Source organism: Kribbella sp. CA-293567 (assembly GCF_027627575.1).
In the GTDB taxonomy this organism is placed as follows: Bacteria; Actinomycetota; Actinomycetes; order Propionibacteriales; family Kribbellaceae; genus Kribbella.
Genome location: NZ_CP114065.1, coordinates 2,352,402 through 2,371,292 on the forward strand (window position 1 = coordinate 2,352,402; position 18,891 = coordinate 2,371,292).

The 18,891-nt window shown below is 69.6% G+C and carries 17 protein-coding genes and 1 tRNA gene; 8 read left to right on the forward strand and 10 right to left on the reverse strand.

All coding sequences use genetic code 11. The features are described from left to right. Positions 1 to 35 precede the first annotated feature (35 nt). From OX958_RS11370 to OX958_RS11385, 4 genes are all read right to left on the reverse strand, one after another. Entirely contained in the window at positions 36 to 1,553 is a 1,518-nt protein-coding gene (locus OX958_RS11370; protein WP_270137251.1) for a precorrin-2 C(20)-methyltransferase, read from the reverse strand. Further along, positions 1,550 to 2,185, reverse strand: a complete 636-nt coding sequence (locus tag OX958_RS11375) for a precorrin-8X methylmutase (RefSeq protein WP_270137252.1) — start codon at positions 2,183 to 2,185, stop codon at positions 1,550 to 1,552. Before OX958_RS11375 ends, OX958_RS11370 begins: the two co-directional genes overlap by 4 nt. Beyond that, a complete protein-coding gene (locus OX958_RS11380; protein ID WP_270137253.1) occupies positions 2,185 to 3,321 on the reverse strand; it encodes a precorrin-3B synthase in 1,137 nt (378 codons plus the stop codon). The genes OX958_RS11375 and OX958_RS11380 overlap by 1 nt, the downstream gene beginning before the upstream one ends. 105 nt (positions 3,322 to 3,426) lie before the next feature. Beyond that, positions 3,427 to 4,581, reverse strand: a complete 1,155-nt coding sequence (locus OX958_RS11385) for a N(5)-(carboxyethyl)ornithine synthase (protein WP_270137254.1) — start codon at positions 4,579 to 4,581, stop codon at positions 3,427 to 3,429. 83 nt (positions 4,582 to 4,664) lie between these two features. Here OX958_RS11385 and OX958_RS11390 point away from each other — a divergent pair, with 83 nt between their 5' ends. Further along, positions 4,665 to 5,288 carry a TMEM175 family protein gene (locus tag OX958_RS11390; RefSeq protein WP_270139036.1) on the forward strand — a complete coding sequence of 208 codons (624 nt, stop codon included), beginning with the start codon at positions 4,665 to 4,667 and terminating at the stop codon, positions 5,286 to 5,288. On the opposite strand, the gene OX958_RS11395 is transcribed toward OX958_RS11390, so the two are convergent. After that, positions 5,279 to 6,364 carry a chitinase gene (locus OX958_RS11395; RefSeq protein ID WP_270137256.1) on the reverse strand — a complete coding sequence of 362 codons (1,086 nt, stop codon included), beginning with the start codon at positions 6,362 to 6,364 and terminating at the stop codon, positions 5,279 to 5,281. The two genes, OX958_RS11390 and OX958_RS11395, sit on opposite strands and share 10 nt — an antisense overlap. Positions 6,365 to 6,491: 127 nt before the next feature. Then, positions 6,492 to 7,271: a precorrin-6A synthase (deacetylating) gene (gene cobF, locus OX958_RS11400; protein WP_270137257.1), complete on the reverse strand. Its 780-nt coding sequence runs from the start codon at positions 7,269 to 7,271 to the stop codon at positions 6,492 to 6,494. Between the two features lie 83 nt (positions 7,272 to 7,354). Here cobF and OX958_RS11405 point away from each other — a divergent pair, with 83 nt between their 5' ends. Continuing rightward, complete coding sequence (locus OX958_RS11405) at positions 7,355 to 8,470, forward strand: DNA alkylation repair protein (RefSeq protein WP_270137258.1); 1,116 nt, start codon at positions 7,355 to 7,357, stop codon at positions 8,468 to 8,470. Positions 8,471 to 8,488: 18 nt separating this feature from the next. Here the strand turns inward: OX958_RS11405 and OX958_RS11410 are convergent, their stop codons facing one another. The 4 genes from OX958_RS11410 to OX958_RS11425 all read right to left on the reverse strand — a co-directional run bounded on the left by OX958_RS11410 (position 8,489) and on the right by OX958_RS11425 (position 12,502). Further along, positions 8,489 to 9,469, reverse strand: a complete 981-nt coding sequence (locus OX958_RS11410; RefSeq protein ID WP_270137259.1) for an alpha/beta hydrolase — start codon at positions 9,467 to 9,469, stop codon at positions 8,489 to 8,491. Positions 9,470 to 9,483: 14 nt separating this feature from the next. After that, positions 9,484 to 10,995: a glucose-6-phosphate dehydrogenase gene (gene zwf, locus OX958_RS11415; RefSeq protein ID WP_270137260.1), complete on the reverse strand. Its 1,512-nt coding sequence runs from the start codon at positions 10,993 to 10,995 to the stop codon at positions 9,484 to 9,486. Positions 10,996 to 11,064: 69 nt separating this feature from the next. Next, on the reverse strand, positions 11,065 to 12,150 hold the full coding sequence (locus tag OX958_RS11420) for a serine hydrolase domain-containing protein (protein ID WP_270137261.1): 1,086 nt from the start codon (positions 12,148 to 12,150) through the stop codon (positions 11,065 to 11,067). Between the two features lie 280 nt (positions 12,151 to 12,430). Beyond that, positions 12,431 to 12,502 (reverse strand) — tRNA-Arg (locus tag OX958_RS11425). 154 nt (positions 12,503 to 12,656) lie between these two features. On the opposite strand from OX958_RS11425, the gene OX958_RS11430 reads away from it, so the two are divergent. From OX958_RS11430 to thrC, 6 genes are all read left to right on the forward strand, one after another. Continuing rightward, positions 12,657 to 12,842: a PspC domain-containing protein gene (locus OX958_RS11430; RefSeq protein ID WP_270137262.1), complete on the forward strand. Its 186-nt coding sequence runs from the start codon at positions 12,657 to 12,659 to the stop codon at positions 12,840 to 12,842. 27 nt (positions 12,843 to 12,869) lie between these two features. Then, positions 12,870 to 13,382, forward strand: coding sequence for a hypothetical protein (locus OX958_RS11435; RefSeq protein WP_270137263.1), 513 nt, complete (start codon positions 12,870 to 12,872; stop codon positions 13,380 to 13,382). 72 nt (positions 13,383 to 13,454) lie between these two features. Further along, positions 13,455 to 15,116 (forward strand): arginine--tRNA ligase, encoded by a 1,662-nt coding sequence (gene argS / locus OX958_RS11440; RefSeq protein ID WP_270137264.1) that lies wholly within the window; start codon positions 13,455 to 13,457, stop codon positions 15,114 to 15,116. Continuing rightward, positions 15,113 to 16,516 carry a diaminopimelate decarboxylase gene (gene lysA / locus OX958_RS11445; protein ID WP_270137266.1) on the forward strand — a complete coding sequence of 468 codons (1,404 nt, stop codon included), beginning with the start codon at positions 15,113 to 15,115 and terminating at the stop codon, positions 16,514 to 16,516. Before argS ends, lysA begins: the two co-directional genes overlap by 4 nt. Continuing rightward, entirely contained in the window at positions 16,513 to 17,811 is a 1,299-nt protein-coding gene (locus OX958_RS11450; RefSeq protein ID WP_270137268.1) for a homoserine dehydrogenase, read from the forward strand. Before lysA ends, OX958_RS11450 begins: the two co-directional genes overlap by 4 nt. 2 nt (positions 17,812 to 17,813) lie before the next feature. Next, positions 17,814 to 18,890 (forward strand): threonine synthase, encoded by a 1,077-nt coding sequence (gene thrC / locus OX958_RS11455; protein ID WP_270137270.1) that lies wholly within the window; start codon positions 17,814 to 17,816, stop codon positions 18,888 to 18,890. Position 18,891: the final 1 nt, after the last annotated feature.

Genomic DNA, 18,891 nt, shown 5'->3' on the forward strand with positions numbered 1-18,891 from the left:
GGTCGGTGGGCCACTCATGCGGGAAACCGGGGGAATTAACGATCCTCTGCCGGCCCGGCGGGGTAGCGGCGCGGAGTGAAGACCAGCGAGCCGGCCGGCCGGTCCACCGTCAGGGTCTGCGACGAGCCGATCAGCAGCAGGCAGCGCATGTCGACCTGCTCCGGGTCGAGCTCGGCGAGCGTGGTGACCGTGATCGACTCCGCCGGACCGCCGACATCGCGCCCGATCACCACCGGAGTGGTCGGAGCGCGGTGCTCCAGCAGCAGGTCGCGAGTGGCGCCGACCTGCCAGGTCCGCGACTTCGAGGCCGGGTTGTAGATGGCGATGGCCAGGTCGGCTGCTGCTGCCGCGGTCAGGCGGGCAGCGATGATCTCCCACGGCTTGAGCCGGTCCGACAGGGACAGCACGCAGTAGTCGTGGCCGAGCGGTGCGCCGACGCGGCTCGCCACGGCCTGGGCCGCTGTCATCCCGGGCAAAATGCTGACGGCGAGATCGGCGTACTCCGGTGCGGAGGCGACCTCCGTGACCGCGCTCGCCATCGCGAACACGCCGGGATCGCCGGAGGAGACGACGACCACCCGCGAGCCCTTGCGGGCCAGGTCGAGGGCGAAGGCGGCGCGTTCGGACTCGACCTTGTTGTCCGAGCTGTGCTTGCGCTGCCGAGCGCGGTCGGGCAGCCGGTCGACGTACGGGCCGTAGCCGATCACGTCGTCGGCCTCGGCGATCGCCGAGCGGACCTGCGGCGTCATCCACTCCGGCCCCGCCGGTCCCAGACCCACCACCGTGACTGAACCCTCAGTGGCGGTCTGGACGGGCGCCGGGACCGGTGCCGGGTTGTTGATCGGGCTGGGCAGCAGGGCGAGGGAGAAGTACGGCACCGAGTCCGGGTCGACGTCGGTCAGCGGCGCGGTGCGCTGGGCGTCGGTGGTCGCGCGTTCGACGTACCAGGCCTCGCCGGCCCGGCCGGACTGCTCGAAGGCCTCGCGGACCCCGGTGAAGGTGCGGCCCAGTTTCATCACCGCGGCCGCGTCCGTGGTCCGCAACCGCTCGGCCAGCACCTCGGGCGGCAGCGTGCCGGGCAGGATGGTGAGGATCTCGTCGCGCTCGCACAGCGGCCGGCCGAGGACGGCGGCCGCCGCGCTCACCGAGGTCACGCCGGGCACGACCTCGCAGTCGTAGCGGTCGGTGAGGCGTTTGTGCATGTGCATGTAGGAGCCGTAGAACAACGGGTCGCCCTCGGCCAGTACGACGACGTTGCGGCCGGCGTCGAGATGCGCGGCCAGCCGCTCCGCGCACTCGGCGTAGAAGTCGTCCATCGCGCCCTGGTAGCCACCGGGGTGATCGGTCGTCTCCGTGGTCAGCGGATAGCGGAGCAGCTCCTCGACCTGCCCTTCGCGCAGGTACGGCGCTGCCACCGCTCGCGCGATGCTGCGGCCGTGCCGGGCGCTGTGGTACGCGATGACGTCCGCGTCGCCGATCAGCCGGGCCGCCTTCACGGTCACGAGTTCGGGGTCGCCCGGGCCGAGCCCGACACCCCAGAGCCGTCCGGTCATTCTTCCTCGCTCGCAATCGCGTTGACGGCGGCAGCGGTGATCGCGCTGCCACCCCGGCGGCCGCGGACGACCAGGTACTCCAGCCCCAGGTCGTTGGCGGCCAAGGCCTCTTTGGACTCGGCGGCGCCGATGAAACCGACCGGGATGCCCAGTACCGCGGCCGGCCGGGGCGCGCCGTCGCGGATCAGTTCGAGCAGCCGGAACAACGTGGTCGGAGCGTTGCCGATAGCAACCACCGAACCGGCCAGCCGGTCGGTCCACAGATCGATCGCGGCGGCGCTGCGGGTGGTCTGCAGCTTCCTGGCGAGCTCCGGCACCGAGGGATCGCCCAACGTGCAGATCACCTCGTTGCCGGCCGGCAGCCGCTTGCGGGTGATCCCGGCCGCGACCATGGTCGCGTCGCACAGGATCGGCGCGCCACTCCGCAAGGCGGTTCGGGCAGCCGTCACCACGCCGCCGGACCAGGCCAGGTCCCGGACGAGATCGGTCATCCCACAGGCGTGGATCATCCGCACCGCGACCTGAGCCACGTCACCCGGCAGCCCGTCCAGCGCCGCCTCCTCGCGGATCGCGGCGAACGACCGCCGGTAGATCTCCGCGCCGTCGGCCACGTACTCGTACTGCTCTTTCACTACGCCCTCACTTCGTCAACAGTCATCGCGACCCCATCAACCGAGTAGCCGCCACCCGCGAGCGCCACCACGTCCACGAACTTCCCACCGGGCCGCCCGCACCGCCGCTCACACCCGGACCAGTGCACTACCCGCCGCCCGGCCGTCCACGCCGGTACTACGCGCCTGGCGTCCCCGCGCACATCAGCCAGGGATTTCGCACATCCCGGCCGCCCCGCGCACGAGGTGACGCCGTTCCAGGGCGAAGACGCCTCCAGTACCAAGCCGGTCGCCATCAACCGCCGTACCGCGCGCTCAGCGTCAGCCACGCCACCCACCACCACAGACCGCCACGGCGTGACCCGCAGCCCGCCCCGCCCAGCCACCTCAGCCAGCGCCTCCGCCTGCTCGGCAGCCAACACACCCAGCGGCACAGCAGCAACCAGCACGTCAGACCGCTCCCCAAAGACTCCAGCTACGGCACTTCCCGCCGCCGAAGAACCAGCGTCCAGTCCCGCAGTGGCTACTCTCTCGAATCCCAGCCGCCCCAAAACCCGCTGCGCCCCCTCCACCAGCTCGCCAAGCCGCCAAGCCTCAGACCGCTGCTCGGCACGCTCCACCAGGAACGCCTCCGCCGCAGCAACCATCACCCCAGCTACCCGCCCAGCCTCCACCAGTACTCCGGTACCGACTCCAGCGAGCACCAGCTCACCCCGAGAGCCGTCAACCATCCGCACGGCCACATCAGCCTTCGCAGTCACCAGATCGCCGCGCCCGTCGTCCAGCGCGAACAGGAACCGCCCAGGCAACTCGGCCAGCGCAGGCTGAGCGCACAGCAACTGATCCAGCTCGGTCGCCAGCGGCAGTACGTCGTACTGGCTGTGCTGGTCGAGCCCGGCGAGAGGCGAGGCGAGGATGTTGCGCACCCGCTCGTGGCTGATCGACGGGAGCAGCCCAGCCGCATACAGCCGATCCGACAGCTCGATCGGCGCACCCGGCTGCAGCGCCCGGAGCTGCACGTTCGCTCGTGAAGTCAGCTCCAGGTGCCCGTCGCCGAGCCCCACCGCCGCCGCGATCAGCACCCGCAGCTGCTCCGCGCTCAGTACGCCGCCGGGGAGCCGCACGCGGGCGAGCCCGCCGTCAGCGGCCTCGTGCACAGCCAGAACCCCCGGACAACGGTCCGGCACAGTCCTCTCACGAGCCCCCACGGCCGTGATGCTACTTCCCGGCGACTGTCGACCCCACCGGCGGCCCGGTTCGGGTCAGAGGTGCTCGTGCGGGTACTCGGGGGAGCGCTGCTGGAAGGAGAGGATGCCGGGGTTGCGGATCCGGCCGCCCTCGATCTCGATGGCGCGGTCGATCGTGGTGTCGGCGTGCCAGGCCTCCGGGCCGTCGAGCACGGTCCGCACGTAGGGCAGCAACGCCTCGCTGATCTCCCAGCTGGCCGAGTTCCACAGGTACGACGGGGTGTGGTCGACGGCGTAGTAGGTGACGTTGTCGCCGACCGTGAAGGTCGGTTCGGCGAAGCTGGTCGGCCGGGCCCAGCTGAAGCCCATCGCCAGGTCGCAGGAGACGTCGACGATCAGGCTGCCGGGCGCGAACTGCGCGAGGTCCTCCTCGATCAGGAAGGTCAGCGGCGCGTCCGGGTCCTGCAGTACGCAGTTCACCACGATGTCGTGCTGGGCCAGGAACCCCGCCAGCGGCACCCGCTCGTCGTCGATCAGGGCGTGACTGCGGCGCGGGTCGGAGGAGTCGTCGGCCTCGTCGTGGTCGAACTGGATCATCCGCGCCGAGTGGATCGGCGCACCGACCGCCGCCACCCCGCGCCCGGTCAGCACGTCGACGTCGTGGATGCCGTGCGCGGCCAGCGCGGTCACCGCTCCCCGCGCGGTCGCGCCGAAGCCGATCACCGCCGCGTTGAGCCGGCGGCCGTAGTCGCCGGTCGAGCCGATCATCTCCAGCGAGTGCAGCACCGAGCAGTAGCCGGCCAGCTCGTTGTTCTTGTGGAAGACGTGCAGGTTGAAGCCGCCGTCGGCGGCCCAGTGGTTCATCGCCTCGAAGGCGATCAGGGTCAGCTCCCGGTCGATCGCGAGCTGCGTCATCTTGTCGTCCTGGACACAGTGCGGCCAGCCCCACAGCACCTGTCCGGTGCGGAACTCGGCCAGGTCCTCGGGCTGCGGCTTGGGCAGCAGCACGATGTCGGTGGTCGCGATCAGCTGGTCGCGGTCGAGCACGCCGGCGACCGACCGGGACAGTTCCGCGTCGGACACGCCGAAACGTTCGCCGTACCCGGACTCGAGGAAGATGCGCTGCCGCAGGTCCTCGTCGATGCGCTCCAGGTGGTGCGGATGAATCGCCAGCCGATGCTCGTTCTCCTTGCGGGAACGGCCGATGACGCCGAGCGTTGACTGCTTCACGATGCGGCCCCTTTGGTTACCGCCTGTTTAGCACATCGGTGCTGACGGCCATCGCTGCTGCGCTACCGTGGTCGGCCGTGAGCATGTCGAGAAACCCCGACCGGCTGGTGCTGTTCACCGATGCGGTGGTGGCGATCGCGATCACCCTGCTGATCCTGCCGCTGGTCGAAGTGGTGACCGAGTCGCGGGGTGAGGGGCTGGACGCGCAGGCGGTGATCAGTGAGCACCTGCCGCAGATCTACGGGTTCCTGCTCAGTTTCGTGGTGATCTCGCGCTTCTGGCTGACCCATCACCGGATGTTCGAGCACGTGAAGGCGTACAACTCGCGGCTGGTCCAGCTGAACATGGTCTGGCTGCTGTGCATCGTGGTGCTGCCGTTCCCGACCGAGATCGTCGGCACCTACCCGAGCACGAGGTTCACCGCCGGGCTCTACATCGGCGCGTTGCTTGCCCTGAGCATCTGTCAGCTCGGGCTGACGCTGCTGATCCGCAACCACCGGGAACTCGAGCAGGAGTCGAACCCGGTCAGCAGGGACGAGGTGATCGGCGCCTACGGCTTCACGGTCTTCAGCGCGGTGGCCCTGCTGCTCGCCGTCCTCGTCCCGGGCATCAAGTTCTACGCGCTCCTCGTGCTGATCCTCACCGCGTTCGACAACAGGATCATCCGGTGGTTCAGCACGAGGAGCGCGCAGCAGGCTCAGCAGTAGAGGTTGTTGCCCGGCGAGACGCCGAGTGCCTGGGTGAAGCGCTGGTAGGCGCTGACCCGGGCCTGCACCTGGGCGGGGTTGCCGCCGTTGCACTCGATCGAGCCGTTGATACTGCGAATGGTCTCGCCGAAGCCGGCGCCGTTGACGATCGCGTTGTGCGGCGTCATCGTGCCCGGTCCGGTCTGGGTGTTCCAGTACCAGAGCCCGGTCTTCCAGGCGATCGCCGAGTTCTGCTCGACCAGCCAGGGGTTGCCGAGCAGGTCGATGCCGAGCGCGTCACCCGCGGCCTTGTAGTTGAAGTTCCAGCTCAGCTGGATCGGGCCACGGCCGTAGTACGACGCCTGTCCGGCGGGGCAGCCGTAAGGGCGGCCGTAGTCGCAGTAGTGCGGGTAGTTCGCCTCGTTGATCTCCTTGATGTAGACCAGCCCGCCGGTCTCGTGGTTGACGTTCGCCAGGAAGGCAGCGGCCTCACGCTTCTTGGTGGCGTCGTCGCCGGTGTTCGCGAAGCCCGGGTAGGCGCCCAGCGCGTTGATCAGGCCGGCGTAGCTGTAGAACGAGTTCCGGTTCGGGAACATCGAGTTGAACTGCGCCTCGCTCACCGGGAAGCCGCCGGCGGGCGGGGTTCCGCCGCCGTCACAGGAGTAGGGCTCCCAGTACCAGGTGGAGACCACGGGGTCGTAGCCGGGGTTGGCGTGTTCGGCGATGTAGTACTGGCCGTTGGTGTACTTCACGATGTTGCCGGTGACGTAGTTGGCGCCGGCGACCCAGTTCGGGTAGTTGCAGGCCGGGGCGGGGTTGCCGCCGTCGCTGCAGGGGAACGGGTTCCAGAACCAGGTGCTGATGACCGGGTCGTAGCCGGGGTTGGCGTGTTCGGCGACGTAGTACTGGCCGTTCGTGTACTTCACGACGTTGCCGGGGACGTAGCTGGCGCCGGCCACCCAGTTCGGGTAGTTGCAGGCCTGGATCGCGGTGGGCGCCGTGACCTGTGCTTCGGCGGGGGCGGTGATCAGCAGAGACAGCGCTGCTCCGACGGTCGCGAGGACCGGCAGAGCGCGCAGGAAACGGGGCAGCTTCATCGAGGGACTCCTCTTGTCCTTCGACCGTGGGACGGGGGCGGCGCACGGTCGTGGGGGCGGTGGACAACGGTCCGGTCAGGCTAGAACCGCCGGGGCGGTGAGGAGAAGAGCGCCCGCTCTAGACTTTCTAAAGATCCTTTGGTAATTCTTTCCGGAGTCGGCGGAGCAGATACGTGTCCATGATCCAGCCCTTGTTCCGGCGCGCTTCCGCGCGCGCTTCGACGATCTGGCCGGACACCTCGGCCAGTGGCCCGGAGATCAGCAGTTCGTCCGGAGTGCCGAGATAGGCACCCCAGTAGATGTCGGCGTCCTGGTCGACGTGCCGGGTGAAGGCGGTCTGCGCGTCGAGCATGACCACGACGTCGTCGACGGCGTCCGGCCAGCTCTTCGCCAGTTGCCGGCCGGTGGTGACCTGGAACGGCCGGCCCACCTGGTTGAGGCCGATCCGGTGCCGGGCCGCGAGTGCCGAGACGCTGCTGATGCCGGGAACGACCTCGATCTCGAAGTCCAGTTCACCGCGGGCAACGATGTCGTCGAGGATCGCCAGCGTGCTGTCGTACAGGGACGGGTCACCCCATACGAGGAAGGCGCCCACCTGGCCGTCCCGCAGTTCGGCGGCGATCAGCTCCGCGCAGACGTCCGCGCGGCGCCGGCGCCAGTCGTCGACCGACTCGACGTAGGCGTCGCTGCCCCGGTCGCGCTCGGGATCCCGCCCGAAGACGACCCGGTACTCCCGCTCGCCGGCGTGCCGGCGCAAAATCTCCGCACGGACGTCCACCAGCTGCTGTTTGACCTCGCCCTTGTCGAGCACGAAGAACACGTCGACCCGCTGCAGCACCTTCACGGCCTGGATCGTGACGTGATCCGGATCGCCGGCCCCCACCCCGATCACCTTCATCTCCATCATGGCGCCGAGGGTAGTGCGGACCCTCCGGTTGGCGGTCCGGCTGGTAACTGCTAATTTAGAAGTAACTTGGTCGAGAGGTCACCGTGCCCACTGCGGAAGAAATGCTCGGTACTGCGTCCGTGGTTGCTCTGGGCAGCTGCCTGCGCGCGGTCGCGCCCTCGCTGGAGCTGACTGCCGTTCACGCGGCGCCCGGCCGGCTGGCCGGTGCGGCGTTCAGTGAGCGCGGGCGGCTGGTCCGCGATGCGCTGCTGGCCGACCTGCCACCGGGGTACGCGCCGCTGGAGAAGATCTTCCGTACGGCGCTCGACGATCCGCGGTTCACCGGCTGGATGATCTGGCCGGTCACGGAGGCGGTCGCCGTTCGCGCTGTCGCGGGGGAGGCCGGGGAGTTCGAGGCCGGGCTGGAACTGCTGTCCGAGCTGACGTCCCGGCTGACCGGGGAGTTCGCGCTGCGGACCTTCCTGACGGCGGATCTGGACCGCACCCTCGCAGTGGTCGCCGAGTGGACCGGCCATCCTGATGAGCACGTCCGCCGGCTGGCGAGTGAAGGCACCCGGGCGCGGTTGCCGTGGGCCAAGCGCGTTCCTGGCCTGATCGAGCGGCCCGAGGTGACGCGGCCGATCCTCGAAGCGCTGCGCCGCGACGAATCGGAGTACGTACGCCGCTCCGTCGCCAACCACCTGAACGATCTCAGCCGCCTGGATCCCGCGCTCGCCGTCTCGATCGCGGGCGACTGGCTGTCCTCGCCGGCGCCGACCACCGAGCGGCTCGTGCGTCACGCCCTCCGCACCCTGATCAAGGCCGCGAACCCAGAAGCCCTTGCGTTGCTGGGATTCGAGCCGCCCGCCGGTCTGGTGGTCGAAGGCCCGCTGCTCGCCGTACCGGCGGTGGCGGTGGGGGAGTCGCTGAGCTTCGAGTTCACCGCTCACAACCAGGGGCCGGAGTCGTTGCTCCTGGCCATCGACTACGTCGTCCACCACGTCAAGGCGAACGGCACCCTGACGCCGAAGGTCTTCAAGCTGACCACCCGCACCCTGGCGCCGGGCGAGTCGGCCACGATCACCAAGCTGCACTCGTTCAAGCCGATCTCCACCCGCCGCTACTATCCGGGCGAGCACGCGCTGGAACTCCAGATCAACGGCCGTCCCTTCGGCCGCTCCACCTTCACCCTCACCACCCACCTGGAGATCGCTCCCTGAACTCCGGCAGCTGCGCCGCTACTCGGAGCGGTGAACCCCGTCGAGCCAGGCGGTCACCGCGCGGTACGCCGTCGTCTTGGGCTCGACCTGACTGAGGAAGACGTCGTGGCGCGCGTCGGGAATCACCACGACGGTGACGTGCGCTCCGAGGTGCGGCGCCCAGCGGGCGATCTGCCGAACGTCCAGGACGGCGTCGGCGCGATCGACGAGATCGCTGTGGGTGCGGGAGAAATGAGTCTTGGCGGAGTGCAGGACCAGGGTCGGCACTCCGACCTCGATGCCGCGGTGGATCCTGCGATGAGCCCGGCGTACGGCGTTGAGCCAGCCGACGGTGACCGGAAACCCTCTCAGTGGCTTCAAGGTCGTGTCGAAGTCCCACTCGCCGGTTCCGGTGATGTGGATCGAGCTGCCGTAGGCGCCCGGCGGAGCGGGCAGTACTCGCTGAGGGATGACGCGGGCCAGGGGGACCAGCGCCCACGTGACCGGGCCGCGGAGCATCGCGCTGCCTTGCTGGTCGAGCCAAGGGCTGTTGAGTACCAGCGCGTCGATCCGGCTCAACTGCCCGTTGCGGCGTCGCCTGTCCAGCCAGAGCGGCACGATGAGACCGCCCGTCGAGTGGGCGACGACGGTGATCGGCAGTCCCGGGTGCTCAGCGGCGACGAGGTCGAGGCTTCGGTCGAGCTCGTTGTCGTAGAACGCCAGGTCGGAGACGTAGTGCGCGGTCTGGCCGGGCCGACGGGCGCGACCGCACTTGCGCAGGTCGAGGGCATAGAACGCGGCGCCTCGACCGGTGAAGAAGTCGGCCAGCTCGGTCTGGAAGAAGTAGTCGGCGAAGCCGTGCACGTAGAGCACCACGCCGCGGGGATCAGCCGGCGCGGTACGCCGTACCAGGGTCGCCTCGACCTCTCCTTCGCCGTCGGGGTCGAGTCCGAGGATGATGGTGTGCTGCTGGTAGTCGTCACCGAGCAGGTCGGGCTTCCAGCTGAGCGTCGTTTTCATCTGTTCTGTAGGGCCTAGGCCTCGGTGTCCGTCTTCTTCTCTCGCCATTCGCGTTCGAACGGGAGTCGCCAGGCGTGCGGGGCGATCAGCTGGTGGATGGCGTTCGGTCCCCAGGTGCCCGGGGCGTAGGTCTTGACCGGCGGCGGGTCCTCCAGCAGCAGGGCGGAGTTCTCCCAGAGCGACTCGATGCCCTCGGCGGTGGTGAAGAGGGTGTGGTCGCCGCGCATCGCGTCCAGGATCAGCCGCTCGTAGGCCTCCAGTACGTCGCCCGCCGTCTCGGTCTCCTGGGTGGAGAACTGCATCGACAGCTTCTCCAGCCGCATCCCCGGGCCGGGACGCTTGCCGTAGAAGGACAGCGAGACCCGGGACGAGTCGGCCAGGTCGAAGGTCAGGTGGTCCGGGCCCTGCGAGCCGACCCCGGAGCCGGCCGGGAACATTGTCTTCGGCGCCTCCTTGAAGGCGATCGAGATGATCCGCATCCCCTCGGCCATCTTCTTGCCGGTCCGCAGGTAGAACGGCACGCCGGCCCAGCGCCAGTTGTCGATCCCGACCTTCATCGCGATGAAGGTCTCGGTGTCGGAGTCCGGCGCGACGCCGGCCTCGCCGCGGTAGCCGCCGTACTGGCCGCGGACGACGTCGGCCGGCTGGATCGGCAGCATCGACCGGAAGACCTTGTTCTTCTCCTCCGAGATGGCCCGCGGCTCCAGCGCGGTCGGCGGCTCCATCGCGACGAACGCCAGCACCTGCAGCACGTGCGTGACCACCATGTCCTTGAACGCACCGGTCGGCTCGTAGAAGGTGGCCCGCTGGTCCAGCCCGAGCGACTCGGGGATGTCGATCTGGATGTGGTCGATGAAGTTGCGGTTCCAGATCGGCTCGAACAACCCGTTGGCGAACCGGAAGGCGAGGATGTTCTGCGCCGCCTCCTTGCCGAGGAAGTGGTCGATCCGGAAGATCTGCGACTCGTCGAAGGTCTCGTGCACGAAGTCGTTCAGCTCGATCGCCGACTGCAGGTCGTCACCGAACGGCTTCTCCATCACCACCCGGGCCCGGTCGACCAGATCGGCGTCGCGCAGCATCTGGATCACCGACCGGGCGGCCTTCGGCGGCACCGACAGGTAGTGCAGCCGGCAGGCGTCCGGACCGAGCGCGGCCTCGGCCGTCTTCACGGCGGCGGCCAGCGCGTCCGGGCCCTGCAAGGTGGAGACGTACTCGAGCCGCTCGGAGAACTGGGCCCACTCCTCCTCGGTGATCTGGTGCGTCCCGAAGGTGTCCACCGCGAGCCGGGCGCGGGCCCGGAACTCGTCCGAGGTGAGCTCCTCCATCGCCGTCCCGATGATCCGTACGTCGGGCGCGAACCGGTTCTGCTGCAGATAGGCCAGGCCGGGCAGCAGCTTGCGCTTGGCCAGGTCGCCGGTCGCCCCGAACAGCACGATCACGTGCGGCGCGAGCGGCTCGGGACCGCGCCGCGACGGCCTCGAAGCGGCCGCCGGATAGGCGATCGTCTGAGTACGGGAATCGGTCATTCTGAGTCCTCCTGGAGACGACCGGCCAGCGACGACCTCAGTGTAGGCGGGCCGCCGGGTGGGGATCTGCTAGTACAGGCCCTCGTAGGCGGCCATCACCATGGTCAGGCCTCGTTCGTCGCCCAGCGGGCCTTCTTCCAGCATCTGGTTCATCGCGTAGGCGACGGTGAGGCGTTGTTCGAGGTCGACCAGGACGAGGGAGCCGCCCCAGCCGCCCCAGGTGCAGATGCTGCCCTGCATCAAGCTGTAGCCCATTCCGTACCGGACCGTCCGCTGCAGCACCTCGTCCTCGCCGGAGAACTGTTCGTCGAGCACTCGCCGGCAGCCGGCCGGGGACAACAGCCGGACCCCACGGGCCTCGCCGCCGTTGGCCAGCAGCGACTGGACTGCCGCGATCGACCGCGCGTTACCGAAGCCGCTGGCCGATGGAATATCCGAGCGTCGCCACGCATCGGTGTTGGCGATCTCGGCCGGGACCAGGGGATTGCTTTCGTGCGTGACGTATCCCGGTGCTCTGGTCCGGGCCGGGATGATCGGTGCGACCCGGTGGTCGTGTTCGGCCGGCAGACCGAGGTGGAAGTCGGCCCCGAGCGGACCGGCGACCTCCTCGGCGAAGAAGGTGCCGAGGCTCCGGCCGGTCACCCGCCGGACGACCTCGCCGAGCAGATAGCCCTGAGTCATCGAGTGGTACGCGCCAACCGTGCCGGGTGTCGACAGCAGCTCCTGCGCGGCCAGCAGTTCCGTCAGTTGCGACCAGTCGAAGAGCTGCTCGGTCTGCACCGGCTCCACCCAGGTCGGCAACCCGGAGGTGTGGCCGAGCACCTGCCGCACCAGCACCTTTTCCTTGCCAGCGGCACCGAACTCGGGCCAGTACCGCGCCACCGGCGCGTCCAGGTCGAGAACGCCGCGGTCGGCCAGGATCAACGCGCACAACGCGGCCATCGTCTTGGTGGTCGACCAGACGCAGGTGATCGTGTCCCGCTCCCACGGCCGGGTGCGCTCCGCATCGGCGTACCCGCCCCAGAGGTCGACCACCGGCTGGTCCCCGACGTACACCGCCACGGAGGCACCGACGTCCTGATCGTCGAGGCTCGCCGCCAAAGCCTCGCGAACCGCCGCGAATCGTTCGTCACAGGTGCCCCGGAGTTCCGCCATGGACAGTATTCAAACCCGACGACGAAACGACAGCGGAGGCGGCGTGCTCCACCCACAGCAGCCCCACCCACCCACCCCACCCCAAACACCCACCCCGCCCAAACCCCCACCCCACCCAAACACCCACCCCACCCGCCCCACCCACCCAACCCAACCACCGCGATGGGGGGTCCGGGGGGCGAAGCCCCTCCGGGCGGGGCCTGGGGGCCGCGCCCCCAGAAAACACAAAGGGCGATCCACACTCGCGCACTCCGCGAATATGAAACGCCCAGATCAACCGCGCCCCCGGCAGGATTCGAACCTGCGCACCCGCCTCCGGAGGGCGGTGCTCTATCCCCTGAGCTACGGGGGCTCAGGAACGAGCAGAACATTAGCAGGGATTTCGGTGCGGGTTTGCACGGGGGAGGCCCTGACCCGTCCCTGGGTCCTCCGCGCGGCGGGATCCAAGGCGTCCGGGAAGCCGTCATAGTGGTCGTAAGTCCAAGCACCGAAAGGAAAACTGACTCATGGCTAGCTCTTTGGTCCGTCCGGCCGGCGGTCGCTGGATCGGTGGCGTCTGTGCGGGACTCGCGCGCCGGTTCAACATGACGCCGAACACGGTCCGGCTGATCTTCGTGATCAGCTGCCTGCTGCCCGGCCCGCAGATCCTGCTCTACATCGCGCTGTGGTTGCTGATGCCGTCGGAGCGCTGACGCGGGTGGCATGAAACCCTGCCTCCCATGAGAGCGGGTCTGGTAGTCGCCGTGGCGCTGAGCCTGGTTCCCGTGGTGAGCGGCTGCCAGGTCGGCCCCGCGGCGCCGGGTCCGGCCGAGATCAGGACCGGTCCGCCGCCGTGGGACGCGCCGCGCGACGCGGTCTCGTACGTCGACAAGGCGGGGTTCGAGCGGTTGCCGCTCGACTTCAGCGGCCCGGCGCCGTACACGGTGAAGCTGTCGGTCACCGTGGACGGGAAACCGGTCGAGATCCCGGCGGACGTCGGTATCGACCGGGTCCGCGCCGAGCAGGCGGCGATCCACACCCATGCCACCGACGGCGTGATCTACGTCGAGGCCAAGACGAAGGCCGAGCGCCCGACCCTGAACCAGTTCTTCGCCCTCTGGGGAGTCCGGTACGACGCCCGCTGCCTGGCCGACGCCTGCGCCTCCCTGACCGTCCGCGTCAACGGCGCCCCGGCTCCCTGGGACACCCGGCTGCCCCGCGAAAGCCGGATCGAGGTCGACGCCCGGCACTGACCCGGCAGGCTGCCGTACCGCGCTGTGGATACTGAGTCAAGGGTTTGGGCGCGTGGCCATTAGGCTGGGCCGGTGACTCCGGAACAGCTCGCTGAGAAGATCCTGTTGGCCCTGACCGCGCTCGTCGACGACGGCACGCTGACGGTCGAGGGTGGCCTGCCTGGCGAGCACAAGGTGGAGCGACCCAAGAACCCCGAGCACGGCGACTACGCGACCAACATCGCGATGCAGCTCGGCAAGCGCTCCAGCCTGGGCAACCCGCGCAAGCTGGCCGAGCTGCTGGCCGCCAGACTGCAGGACGACGACGCCATCACGGCCGTCGAGATCGCCGGTCCCGGCTTCATCAACATCCGGGTCGCCGCCGACGCCCAGGGCAGGATCGCGGCGCAGATCCTCGAGGCGGGCGCGGCGTACGGGTCGACCGACTCGCTCAAGGGTCAGCCGATCAACCTGGAGTTCATCTCCGCCAACCCGACCGGGCCGCTGCACCTCGGTCACACCCGCTGGGCCGCCGTCGGTGACGCGCTGGCCCGGGTGCTGATCGCCGCCGGCGCCAAGGTGACCCGCGAGTTCTACGTGAACGACCGCGGCGCCCAGATGGACAAGTTCGGTGCCTCGCTGCAGGCGGCCGCCCACGGCGTACCGGTGCCGGAGGACGGCTACCACGGGGAGTACGTCAACGACCTCGCCGCGCGGATCGTCGCCGAGGAGCCGCAGATCCTGGAGCTGCCCGAGAGCGAGCAGCCGGTCGCCTTCCGCGAGGCCGGCTACGTGCGCCAGCTCAAGGAGCAGCAGGACCAGCTGGCGCACTTCCGGACCGAGTTCGACGTCTGGATGTCGGAGCGCAGCCTGCACGAGCAGGACGGGGTCGGTCACGCGATCGACAAGCTGCGCGAGCAGGGCCACCTGTACGAGGCCGACGACGCGCTCTGGATGCGCACCACCGACTTCACCGACGACAAGGACCGGGTGCTGATCCGGACCAACGGCGAGCCGACCTACTTCGCCTCCGACGCCGCGTACTACGTGAACAAGCGCGACCGCGGTTTCGAGGTGGCGATCTACCTGCTCGGCGCCGACCACCACGGCTACGTGAACCGGCTGAAGGCGATCGCGGCCTGTGCCGGCGACGACCCCGAGCACAACATCGAGATCCTGATCGGCCAGCTGGTGAAGATCCTCAAGAACGGCGAGGAGATGAAGCTGTCCAAGCGGGCCGGCACCATCGTCACGCTGGCCGAGCTGGTCGAGGAGAGCGGCGTCGACCCGCTGCGGTACACGCTGTGCCGCTACCCGGTGGACTCGCCGCTGACCCTGGACATCGAGGAGATGACCCGCCAGGTCAGCGAGAACCCGGTGTACTACGTGCAGTACGCGCACGCCCGGCTCGCCTCGATCCTGCGCAACGCCGACGAGCTCGGCATCAAGCTGGACGAGTTCGAGCCCGGTCTGCTCAGCCACGAGAAGGAGGGTGACCTGCTCCGCGCGCTGGCCGACTTCCCGCGGGTGGTGGCGACCTCGGCCGAGCTGCGCGAGCCGCACCGGATCGCCCGCTACCTGGAGGACACCGCCGCGGCGTTCCACAAGTTCTACGACGTCTGCCGGGTGCTCCCGCGCGGCGACGAGGAGACCGAACCGGTGCACCAGGCCCGCCTGACGCTGGTCGGCGCGACCAAGACGGTGCTCGCCAACGGGCTGGACCTGCTCGGCGTCTCCGCCCCGGAGCGGATGTGAGGGCGCACGAGGCGGGCACGCTGCACGCCGACATCGGGCACAAGGCGCCGCCGTGGCTGCGGGCGCCGCGGGACCCCAACGACCTGGTCCCGGCGCTGTGGTCGACCACGGCCAGGAAGAACGACGACGGTGCCCTCGAGGTCGGCGGCGTCGACCTGCGTGAGCTGGTCGCCGAGCACGGCAGCCCGGCGTACGTGCTGGACGAGGACGATTTCCGCGCCCGCGCCCGGGCGTTCAAGGTGGCGTTCAAGGACTCCGACGTGTACTACGCCGGCAAGGCCTTCCTCTGCACGACGGTGGTCCGCTGGGTGATGGAGGAGGGGCTCAACCTCGACATCTGCTCCGGTGGTGAGCTGGCCGTCGCGCTGCGGGCGGGAGCCGACCCGAAGCGGCTGGGCTTCCACGGCAACAACAAGTCCGAGCAGGAGCTGGCCCGCGCGCTGGACGCCGGCGTCGGCCGCATCATCGTCGACTCCCAGTTCGAGATCTCCCGGCTGATCGAGCTGGCGGCCGAGCGCGGTGTGGTCGCGCCGGTGATGGTCCGGGTCACCGCGGGCGTCGAGGCGCACACCCACGAGTACATCGCGACCGCGCACGAGGATCAGAAGTTCGGCTTCTCGATCACCTCCGGCGCGGCCTTCGAAGCCGTTGCCCGGGTCAACGAAGCGGCCGAGCTGGAGCTGCTCGGTCTGCACTCCCACATCGGCTCGCAGATCTTCGACACGTCCGGTTTCGAGCTGGCCGCCAAGCGCCTGATCGCCTTGCACGCAAGGGTTTCCGAAGAGCTCGGCGCCGACATGCCGGAGCTCGACCTGGGCGGTGGGTTCGGCATCGCCTACACCACCCAGGACGACCCGGCCGATCCCGCCCAGCTGGCCACCGAGATGGCCAAGATCATCGAGCACGAGTGCCGCGCGTACAGCGTCGAGGCGCCGCGGCTGTCGATCGAGCCCGGCCGCGCGATCGTCGGCCCGGCCGTCTGCACGGTCTACACCGTCGGCACGGTCAAGGAGGTCGCGCTGGACGCCGGCGCCCAGCGCACCTACGTCTCCGTCGACGGCGGGATGAGCGACAACATCCGCACCGCGCTGTACGACGCGGACTACTCCTGCACCCTGGCCAACCGGTACGCCGGCGCCACTCCGACGCTGGCCCGGGTGGTCGGCAAGCACTGCGAGTCCGGCGACATCGTGGTCAAGGACGAGTTCCTGCCGGCCGACGTGACGCCCGGCGACCTGGTCGCCGTACCGGGCACCGGCGCCTACTGCCGCTCGATGGCGAGCAACTACAACCACGTACCGCGGCCACCGGTGATCGCGGTCAAGGACGGCCGGACCCGGGTCGTGGTTCGTCGCGAGACCGAGGACGACATGCTTGCACTGGACATGGGGGCCGAGTGAAACCGTCAGGCAAACCCTTGAAGGTGGCGCTGCTGGGTTGCGGCGTCGTCGGGACCGAAGTGGTCCGGATCCTCACCGAGCGGGCCGACGACCTGGCGGCGCGGGTCGGTGCGCCGCTGGAGATCGCCGGCATCGCCGTCCGCCGGGCCGGCCGGGCCCGCGACATCGCGGTCGATCCCGCCCTCGTCACCACCGACGCGCAGGCGCTGGTCTCGCGCGGTGACCTGGACCTGGTGATCGAGGTGATCGGCGGGATCGAACCGGCCCGCAGCCTGATCCTGACCGCGCTCGAGCACGGCGCCTCGGTGGTCACCGCCAACAAGGCGCTGCTGGCCGAGGACGGCCCGACCCTGTTCGCGGCCGCCGAGAAGTTCGAGCGCGACCTGTACTTCGAGGCCGCCGTCGCCGGCGCGATCCCGATCCTGCGGCCGCTGCGCGAGTCGCTGGCCGGTGACGACGTGACCCGGGTGATGGGCATCGTCAACGGCACCACGAACTACATCCTGGACAAGATGGACTCCACCGGCGCCGGGTTCGACGAGGCGCTGGAGGAGGCCCAGGCGCTCGGGTACGCCGAGGCCGACCCGACCGCCGACATCGAGGGTTTCGACGCCGCGGCCAAGGCCGCGCTGCTGGCCAGCCTGGCCTTCCACACCAGGGTCTCGATCGCCGACGTGCACCGCGAGGGCATCACCGAGGTGTCCGCGACCGACATCGCCTCGGCCCGCGAGATGGGCTGCGTGGTGAAGTTCCTGGCGATCTGCGAGCTCGACGAGGCGAACGACTCGGTCAGCGCCCGGGTCTATCCGGCGATGATCCCGCTGAGCCATCCGCTGGCCTCCGTCCGGGACGCGTACAACGCCGTCTTCGTGGAATCCAAGGCGGCCGGCCAGCTGATGTTCTATGGTCGTGGTGCCGGCGGTGCCCCGACGGCCAGCGCTGTCCTCGGGGATCTGGTATCCGCCGCGCGCAACCGGCTCAAGGGCGTGCCGGGGGTCGGCGAGTCGTCGTACACCCAGCGGGCCGTCCGCCCGATGGGAGCGACCCGGACTCGCTATCACGTGTCGCTGGACGTGGCCGACAAGGCCGGCGTGCTGGCGGCGGTGGCCCACGCGTTCTCCGAGCACGGCGTGTCGATCCAGACCGTCCGCCAGGAGGGCCGGGGCGGGGAGGCGCAGCTCGTCGTCGTCACCCACACCGCCACCGACGCAAGCCTCTCCGCGACCGTGGAAGCCCTGCGCGACATGGACATCGTCCGTGAAGTCAGCAGTGTGATGCGGGTCGAAGGGGACTGAAGATGGCGCAACAGCGGCCTCACCAATGGCGAGGCGTGATCGAGGAATACCGCGACCGGCTGCCGGTCTCGGCGGACACTCCGGTGGTCACCCTCGGCGAGGGCGGTACGCCGCTGGTGGCCGCGCAGTGGCTGAGCGAGCAGACCAACTGCGAGGTCTGGCTCAAGATCGAGGGCAACAACCCGACCGGTTCGTTCAAGGACCGCGGGATGACGATGGCGATCTCGCTGGCCGCGCAGGCCGGGGACAAGGCCGTCGTCTGCGCCTCCACCGGCAACACCTCGGCCTCCGCCGCGGCGTACGCGGTCCGCGCGGGCCTGCTGCCGCTGGTGCTGATCCCGGCCGGCCGGATCGCGAAGGGCAAGCTGGCCCAGGCGATCGTGCACGGCGCGAAGCTGGTCTCGATCGACGGCGGCTTCGACGACTGCCTGCGGATCGTCCGCGAGCTGGGCAAGCACTACCCGGTCGCGCTGGTGAACTCGGTCAACCCGGTCCGGCTCGAAGGCCAGAAGACCGCGGCGTTCGAGGTGGTCGACGCGCTCGGCGACGCACCGGACCTGCACCTGCTCCCGGTCGGGAACGCCGGCAACATCGCGGCGTACTGGAAGGGGTATCTGGAGTACGAGCGCGACAAGATCTCCTCGAAGTCCCCGCGGATGTGGGGGTTCCAGGCCGAGGGTGCCGCGCCGCTGGTGACCGGGCGGATCGTCGAGAAGCCGGACACCCAGGCGACCGCGATCCGGGTCGGCAACCCCGCGTCGTGGACGCTGGCCGAGGCCGCGCGGGACGAGTCGGGCGGCCGGATCGAGGCGGTCAGCGACGAGCAGATCCTTGCGGCGCAACGTGAACTGGCCGCGCGGGAAGGCGTTTTCGTCGAGCCCGCCTCGGCGGCCGGCGTCGCCGGACTGCTGGCCACCAAGGCCGCGGGCCGGCTCGACGCCGGATCGACCATCGTGATCACGGTGACCGGCCACGGCCTCAAGGACATCGACACCGCCTTGTCGTACGCGACCGTCGCCGAGTCGCCGGTCACGCCGGCCGACACCGACGCCGTGGCGCGCGTCGCCGGACTGGTGTGAG

Bases quoted from the DNA above. Each gene is read 5' to 3' on its own strand.
- OX958_RS11370 (WP_270137251.1), bottom strand. From the start codon at position 1,553: ATGACCGGACGGCTCTGGGGTGTCGGGCTCGGCCCGGGCGACCCCGAA.
- OX958_RS11390 (WP_270139036.1), top strand. From the start codon at position 4,665: ATGTCGAGAAACCCCGACCGGCTGGTGCTGTTCACCGATGCGGTGGTG.
- OX958_RS11395 (WP_270137256.1), bottom strand. From the start codon at position 6,364: ATGAAGCTGCCCCGTTTCCTGCGCGCTCTGCCGGTCCTCGCGACCGTC.
- cobF (WP_270137257.1), bottom strand. From the start codon at position 7,271: ATGATGGAGATGAAGGTGATCGGGGTGGGGGCCGGCGATCCGGATCAC.
- OX958_RS11410 (WP_270137259.1), bottom strand. From the start codon at position 9,469: ATGAAAACGACGCTCAGCTGGAAGCCCGACCTGCTCGGTGACGACTAC.
- zwf (WP_270137260.1), bottom strand. From the start codon at position 10,995: ATGACCGATTCCCGTACTCAGACGATCGCCTATCCGGCGGCCGCTTCG.
- OX958_RS11420 (WP_270137261.1), bottom strand. From the start codon at position 12,150: ATGGCGGAACTCCGGGGCACCTGTGACGAACGATTCGCGGCGGTTCGC.
- OX958_RS11430 (WP_270137262.1), top strand. From the start codon at position 12,657: ATGGCTAGCTCTTTGGTCCGTCCGGCCGGCGGTCGCTGGATCGGTGGC.
- OX958_RS11435 (WP_270137263.1), top strand. From the start codon at position 12,870: ATGAGAGCGGGTCTGGTAGTCGCCGTGGCGCTGAGCCTGGTTCCCGTG.
- thrC (WP_270137270.1), top strand. From the start codon at position 17,814: ATGGCGCAACAGCGGCCTCACCAATGGCGAGGCGTGATCGAGGAATAC.